Origin of the sequence: Apibacter sp. (assembly GCF_025291155.1) — a bacterium.
GTDB lineage: Bacteria > Bacteroidota > Bacteroidia > Flavobacteriales > Weeksellaceae > Apibacter.
On the sequence record NZ_JAMBJZ010000095.1, the window covers coordinates 1 to 7,358 of the forward strand.

Consider the following 7,358-nt stretch of genomic DNA (forward strand, 5'->3'; position numbering starts at 1 on the left):
TATTTTATGATCTAACATATCTAACTTCACTCCACCTTCCCATTGGTTGGCATGTTCAGGTTTATAACTCTTCTTTTGACCAACAGGTGAACTGGTATCTACCACATTACTAAACCCATCCATATAATTTCCAAAAAATGATAAATTATCTTTAATTATTTCGTATACTAGGCCGAACTTAGGAGACCAAGAAGTTTGGGAATCGTCGTAGTTATATGATTTTATATTTAGATAGTTACCGCCTTTAGCTTTATAATAATCCATTCTTAATGACATGAGTAAATTTAACCGGTCTTTTATTTTAACAACATCTGAAACATAAATTCCTAATATATTATGTTTTCTGAAATATTGTGCAAATGGGGGTTCCGCAGCAATCAATGAATTGTATTTATCTATAGATAAAGATAAATCTGCTTGGTAAATATTTATTTCGTCATACACTATTTGCGATCTTTTATCTTCATTAGTGTAATATAAATAGTCTATCCCTGCAAGAAACTCGTTTTTTACTCTCCCTAAATTAAATTTACCTATAAAGTTTTGTTGTGCGTTATAACGATTAAAGGTACTAGGAACTTTCATAATCTTTCTTTGAATGTTTTCATTGTCTAAGAAAATTAAAAACAGATAATTTGCTTTATTTTCAGACTTTGAAAAAGAGTACAGAGTTTGCGAAATCCAAGTATTTGATATTTTATATTTTGCCTCTGCAAAAACATTTATTATGTCGTTATCACTAACTAAATCTTTGTCAGATAAAGATTTTTTGGGATTATACGGTAAATATGTAAACTTTTTAACATTTAGTTTATTCCCTTTGCTGTAAAAATTAGTATTTCCGGAAGTTTGAAATAACTCAAGGTCGAAATTTAATGTTAAGTGATCATTTACCAAATAAGTTAAACCCGGATCTATTGCCCAAGTTTTCCTTCCCGCATATTCCTGAAAATAATCTTCTGTATGGTATAAGGTATTAATTCTGAACAACACGGCCGTATCTTTTATGGGAGAATTAATATCTAAAACTAAACGTGATAAGCCCCATGAACCGGTAGTATAAGAAATCGCACCTCTAAATTTATCATAAGGCTTTTTAGTTATTTTATTTATCATTCCTCCATAGGATATAATAGAGCCAAATAAAGTTCCAGAAGGTCCTTTTACCACTTCTAATCTTTCTACGTTAACCATATCGGTCAGGCCTGCTAAATTGGTTGAAAGTCCATTGCGTAAACCTATATCCGTATTAAATCCTCTCATCATTAATGATAGCCCTACCCCTCCCGATCCAGGTCCTTGCACGAGATTGTTTCCTCCCGGTACATTTTTTAAAGCTTCTTCTGAAGTAGTTACCATCTGTTTATTCATAATTTCTTTAGTGATCGTTGTATAAACCTGCGGATTTTCAATATTTTTTAACGGCATTTTAGCCACATATTCACTTTGATTTTGTGTATGACTCCCTTGTACAATTATTTCTTCTATATCATTAAATTTATATGAATTCGTAATAAAATCTAAATGGTAAACAATTGGTTGATCCAATTTAGCTACTCCTTCATTGACGATTTCTCCTTTATTTAAAATGTAAACGGTATATTCTCTTATATTTAAATCGGAAATTTTAAATTTTCCATCAGCATCACTATAAACAGTCAGAATGGTATCACCTATAAATCTTATTTCGCAATTTTCTACAGACAATCCATTTTTTGTAACCACTTTACCCTCAATTGTTGCGAAAACTTGGCTATATCCACAAATGCACAATAATGAACAGACAAAGCAAAAAAAGATTTTCATATTATAAATTTACATACAAACTTAATATTTATCTAGATAGATTCTAAATAATGTTTATATTAATTCTAAATAATTAAATCCATATATTTTTACCCATATTTTTAAAAACAATTTGAATATTTAAGCTAATTATTAAATGATATTTATACTTTTGCAGTTGCTATCATTTCCTTTATTAAAAAATTTAAAAAAGTCGGAATGAATTTTAACACATTTTTTCGTAAAAAAAATATATCTGATTTACAAGATACAACTAAAAGATCTGAATTAATTAGAGTATTATCTGTAAAAGATTTGACTTTTTTTGGAATAGCGGCGATTATTGGCGCTGGCATTTTTAGTACCATTGGAAGAGCCTCTTATGAAGGAGGACCTGCTATTTCTTTATTATTTATTTTAGTAGCTATTGCTTGTATATTTACAGCTCTATGCTATGCCCAATTTGCTTCCATGATTCCGGTAAGCGGTAGTGCTTACACCTATGCCTATGTATCCTTGGGCGAAATATTTGCTTGGACTATAGGTTGGGCACTAATTTTAGAATATGCTGTATCGAACATGGTAATAGCCATTTCATGGTCTGGATATTTTGTTTCTATGCTACAAGGCTTCGGCATCCATTGGCCTGATTGGCTTTCTATTGATTATTGGAATGCTCATAGAGCTTATCTCGAATGTCAGGCCAATCCTCTTACAGCTTCTGCCAATGATCTTAGGCTTTCGCAAATTTATCAGTCAGCTCCTGAGATTTCTACTATTAAAATAATTTTTAATCTCCCTGCCGGATTAATAACGTTATTAGTAACGATATTGGCTTATCTAGGAATAAAAGAATCTACTCGAGTAAGCAATGCTTTGGTTTGGATTAAATTATCTGTAATAATAGGCATTATACTCATAGGTGTATTTTATATCAAACCGGAGAATTGGTCTCCCTTTTTTCCTAATGGTTTAGGAGGAGTAATGGGAGGAGTAGCTGCCGTATTTTTTTCATTTATTGGATTCGATTCGATATCAACGACAGCAGAAGAAGCTAAAAATCCGCAAAGAGACCTACCTCGTGCCATGTTATATTGTATCATTATTTGTACTGTTTTATATGCTTCCATAGCATTGATATTAACAGGCATGGTTAATTATAAAGAATTACGTGTTGATGATCCGTTAGCTTATGTATTTAATAAAATAGGAATAAATTTTATAGCCGGAATTATTTCCGTTAGTGCTGTCATTGCCATGACGGGAGCTATTCTCGTATATCAAATAGGACAACCAAGAATATGGATGACCATGAGCCGTGACGGTTTATTATGGAAACCTTTTGGTACCGTACATAAGAAATATCATACTCCTAGTTTTGCCACCATTATTGCAGGTTTTTTTGTTGGTATTCCCGCTATGTTTTTAGATATGCAATTAGTTGTTGATTTGACGAGCGTAGGAACCTTCTTTGCTTTTATATTAGTTTGTTCAGGAGTTTTATATTTAGATAATAAAGGTCTTTCAAAACAAGCTAAGTTTAAATTACCCTATATTAACGGTCAATTTTTAATTCTTTTTTTCTTTTGTTTAGGACTAATTTTGTTTGTGACTCAATTTAATTATAAGGAAATTTTTAAAGAAAAACCTTTATTATCTATTTTCTGGATAATATGGTTAGGTTTATCTATTAGCGCTTTAAAATATAAATTTTCATTAATTCCAATTCTTGGTATACTCTTTAACCTATATTTAATGACTGAACTAGAATGGTCTAATTGGGGAATGTTTATATTATGGTTATTTATAGGCTTAACTATATACTTTATATACGGAAGAAAAAATAGTAAGCTTGGAAAATTATTACAAAATAACAATTCGTAATTATTTATAATATAAAATTTCTTATTTTCAAATAGCCTTATAAATTTTAAATTAATGATTTAAAAAATGTTAATTTACACTAAACTTAGATAAATATTCATATTACGACTCATTTGTAAAAACATTTTCATTACTCTTCCCATATATACATTTAACAATCAATATATTATATTTCGTAAGTTTCATTTTGTTTCGTATTTTATTTTATTCCTTTCATATGAATATTAAAATTATAATGTCGAAAAAAAATAAACTTACTATCTTTGCATTTACGAACTTAGCTTGAAAGTTAATTTTTTCTTGCTCAATTATTATAATTAAGTATTATGAATCAGAACTTAATAAATTATTTTCCAAAAGAAAATGAAATTCCTGAAAATTTTCGACTTCAAAACGAAATCACGCAGAAAAAGGTCTTGATTGATGGAGAATTTATTGAATGGGAAGGTCCATATCAAGAAGTCTATTCTCCTATTTATACTCGGTCAAATTCTACTGATGAATTAGTAAAAACTAAAGTAGGAAGATATCCTATTTGTACTACGAAGGAGTCCGAAATGGCATTAAATGCAGCTTTGAAGGCTTTTAATGGAGGGAGAGGTGAATGGCCTTCTATGTCAGTTTCTCAGAGAATCTCTGCGATGGAGAATTTCATCGTAAAAATGGTTGAGCAAAGAGAAAAAGTAGTAAAATTATTGGTTTGGGAAATTTGCAAAAGCTATAAGGATTCCGAAAAAGAATTTGATAGAACTGTGGATGCCATTAAATGCTCCATCGAAGCATTAAAAGAAATAGATATAAATTCATCCAGTATTAAAACAGATGAAGGGGTAATTGCTCAAGTTAAAAAATCTCCTTATGGTGTTGTCCTTTGTATGGGACCTTACAACTATCCATTAAATGAAACTTTCGCAACTTTAATCCCTGCTTTATTAATGGGGAACACCGTTTTATTTAAACCACCTCGTCGTGGTACTTTATTGTTTGAGCCTATATTAGACGCATTTAAAGATTGTTTTCCTAAAGGAGTTATAAATACTCTATATGGTAGAGGTAAAGATGTAATCCCTTCTTTAATGCAATCAGGAAAAATAAATGTATTGGCGTTTATCGGTTCCAGTAAAGTAGTTGACGGTATGATCAAAAAACATCCTAATGCTAACAGTCTTCATTCTGTATTAGGATTGGATGCGAAAAATGCCGCAATTATTGACAAAGCAGCTGATATAGACATAGCGGTAAAAGAATCCATTTTAGGAACTTTTTCTTTTAACGGTCAAAGATGTACTGCTATAAAAATATTATTTGTACATTCATCCATTGCTGAAGAATTTAATAAAAAATTCATAGAGGAAATATCCAAATTGAAAATAGGGATGCCTTGGGAAGAAAATGTGATCATAACACCTTTAGCAGAGCCAGATAAACCTCAATTTGTTCAAAAATGTATTGACGAAGCATTACAAAATAATGGTGAAATTATTAATAAAGAAAATGGCGGAGGACAAATTTTACATTCATTAGTTAATCCAACAGTTGTTTATCCTGCTAATGAAAAAATGAACTTATTATACAATAATGAACAATTCGCTCCTATTATACCCATAGTTCCATTTGACGATCTTGAAACTCCTATTAGTTATATAACAAAATCTACTAAAGGACAACAAGTAGCTATTTTCAGTACAAATGAAGATACTGTTGCACATCTAGTAGATGCTTTATGTTGTCAAGTGGGTAGAATCAATATAAATGCGCAATGTCAAAGAGGACCTGACACGCTACCATTCAATGGAAGAAAGAACTCAGCTTTAGGAACTCTTTCCACTATTGAAGCTTTGTATGCTTTATCTATTGATTCTGTTGTAGCAACTAAAGAAACAAAATCAAATTATAGTCTTATTGATTCAGTGATAAAGAATGGCAAATCATCAAGATTAAGCTAAAATGAGGTTATTTATCTTATAATATCAATTATTTATAAAATGAAGCCATCTATCTTTGATAGATGGTTTTATTTTTTATAATATTCTAATTTGTTTAATAATTCTATACTCTTATATATAACATATCTCTTAATTTTATTGAACATAAATACGATCTTTCTCTGTACAAACTTTCACAAAAAGCTAATTTATTTATTCATTTGATTATTTTTAATGAGATAATTAAGTACAATCATCTATATATTCTATGATCTATTCTAATTTATACGGATATATATATGACAAAACTATACTTTGGTTTAGAATTTGCACCGAAAATAAGATAATATTCTTATCATCATCAATTTAAAAATTGACTCATAACTATATGGCATATATTGACTATTATAAAGTATTAGGATTAAATAAAAATGCATCTCAAGATGAGATTAAAAAGGCATATCGTAAGTTGGCTAGAAAATATCATCCTGATTTAAATCCTAATGATAAAGAAGCTAACGTAAAATTTCAGCAGATTAATGAAGCTAATGAAGTTCTCGGTGATCCTGATAAACGAAAGAAATACGATCAGTATGGAGAAAACTGGAAACATGCAGAACAATTTGAGCAAGCGCGACAACAACAAGGTTCCGGCAAAGGACAATATTATTATGATAATTCCGGTAATCCTTTTGAAGGATTTTCTCAGGGTTTTGGAACTGAAGATTTTTCTGATTTTTTTAGTGATCTCTTTGGGGGTAGAACCGGAAGAACAAGAACTAGAAGTTCCAAATTTAAAGGACAAGATTATACATCCGAATTACGCATATCATTAAAAGATGCCGCTACAACACACAAGCAGACCCTTACAGTAAACGGTAAACAAATAAGAATTACAATTCCGGCCGGTATTTCTAATGGTCAGCAAATAAAATTAAAGGGGCAAGGAGGACCGGGAGCTAATGGAGGACCTAATGGAGATCTCTATATTACCTTTAATCTTTTAGACGATCCTAATTTTAAAAGATTAAACAACGATTTAAATACTACAGCAGAAATAGACTTGTATACAGCCGTTTTAGGCGGGGAAGTTATGGTTAATACGCTGGATGGAAAAGTGAAGCTCAAAGTAAACCCGGGTACTCAAAATGGCACTAAAGTACGTCTTAAAGGAAAAGGGTTTCCAATATATAAAAGAGAGGGAGAACATGGTGATTTATTTGTGACTTACCAAGTAAAAATACCTACTCATCTATCTGAAAAGCAAAGAAATTTGTTTAAGCAATTAGCAGAATCATAAAATTATTTCATATATGAAAAATGATTTAATAACCATAGAAGAATATTCCTCCCATTATAAAGTAGATTTATCATTTATTGAAGAGTTGGAAAATCTCGGACTTATACGTATCATTCAAAAAGAACAAAAAAAATATATTCCGTTTGATATTCTTTCTGAAGTGGAATCTTATGCTAGAATGTTCTATGAGATGGATATTAATATTGCCGGAATTGATGCTATACAAAATCTTCTTATTAGGATTCGGAAACTTCAGGGAGAAATGACCGAGCTAAAAAATAGGCTTAGATTTTATGAATAGGTAAATATTTTTATTTATTAAAATTTATTTATCATATAATACATAAATGTAATAGCCATTCTATATAAATTGAATGGCTATTAACTTTCTATATATGTACAAATTATAGAATATTCTTAAAAATTACCCCTCCTTGTATCCATCTTCCCGGCATAGGTACTAA

General features: G+C 30.3%; 5 protein-coding genes. 4 read left to right on the top strand and 1 reads right to left on the bottom strand.

All coding sequences use genetic code 11. From position 1 onward, the window contains the following. Positions 1-1,806: TonB-dependent receptor (locus M3Z80_RS08485; protein WP_293919164.1), on the bottom strand; the 1,806-nt coding region annotated here is incomplete at its 3' end. A gap of 198 nt (positions 1,807-2,004) precedes the next feature. On the opposite strand from M3Z80_RS08485, the gene M3Z80_RS08490 reads away from it, so the two are divergent. From M3Z80_RS08490 to M3Z80_RS08505, 4 genes are all read left to right on the top strand, one after another. After that, a complete protein-coding gene (locus tag M3Z80_RS08490) occupies positions 2,005-3,669 on the top strand; it encodes an amino acid permease (RefSeq protein WP_293919165.1) in 1,665 nt (554 codons plus the stop codon). Between the two features lie 326 nt (positions 3,670-3,995). After that, the gene (locus M3Z80_RS08495) at positions 3,996-5,615 is read left to right on the top strand and encodes an aldehyde dehydrogenase family protein (RefSeq protein WP_293919166.1); all 1,620 of its coding nucleotides are present in this window, start codon (positions 3,996-3,998) and stop codon (positions 5,613-5,615) included. 367 nt (positions 5,616-5,982) lie between these two features. Next, on the top strand, positions 5,983-6,894 hold the full coding sequence (locus M3Z80_RS08500) for a J domain-containing protein (protein ID WP_293919167.1): 912 nt from the start codon (positions 5,983-5,985) through the stop codon (positions 6,892-6,894). A gap of 13 nt (positions 6,895-6,907) precedes the next feature. Continuing rightward, positions 6,908-7,195 carry a chaperone modulator CbpM gene (locus tag M3Z80_RS08505; RefSeq protein ID WP_293919168.1) on the top strand — a complete coding sequence of 96 codons (288 nt, stop codon included), beginning with the start codon at positions 6,908-6,910 and terminating at the stop codon, positions 7,193-7,195. Positions 7,196-7,358 lie beyond the last annotated feature (163 nt).

Excerpts from the sequence above, each read along its gene's own strand:
- M3Z80_RS08490 (WP_293919165.1), top strand. The coding sequence starts at position 2,005 with ATGAATTTTAACACATTTTTTCGTAAAAAAAATATATCTGATTTACAA.
- M3Z80_RS08495 (WP_293919166.1), top strand. The coding sequence starts at position 3,996 with ATGAATCAGAACTTAATAAATTATTTTCCAAAAGAAAATGAAATTCCT.
- M3Z80_RS08500 (WP_293919167.1), top strand. The coding sequence starts at position 5,983 with ATGGCATATATTGACTATTATAAAGTATTAGGATTAAATAAAAATGCA.
- M3Z80_RS08505 (WP_293919168.1), top strand. The coding sequence starts at position 6,908 with ATGAAAAATGATTTAATAACCATAGAAGAATATTCCTCCCATTATAAA.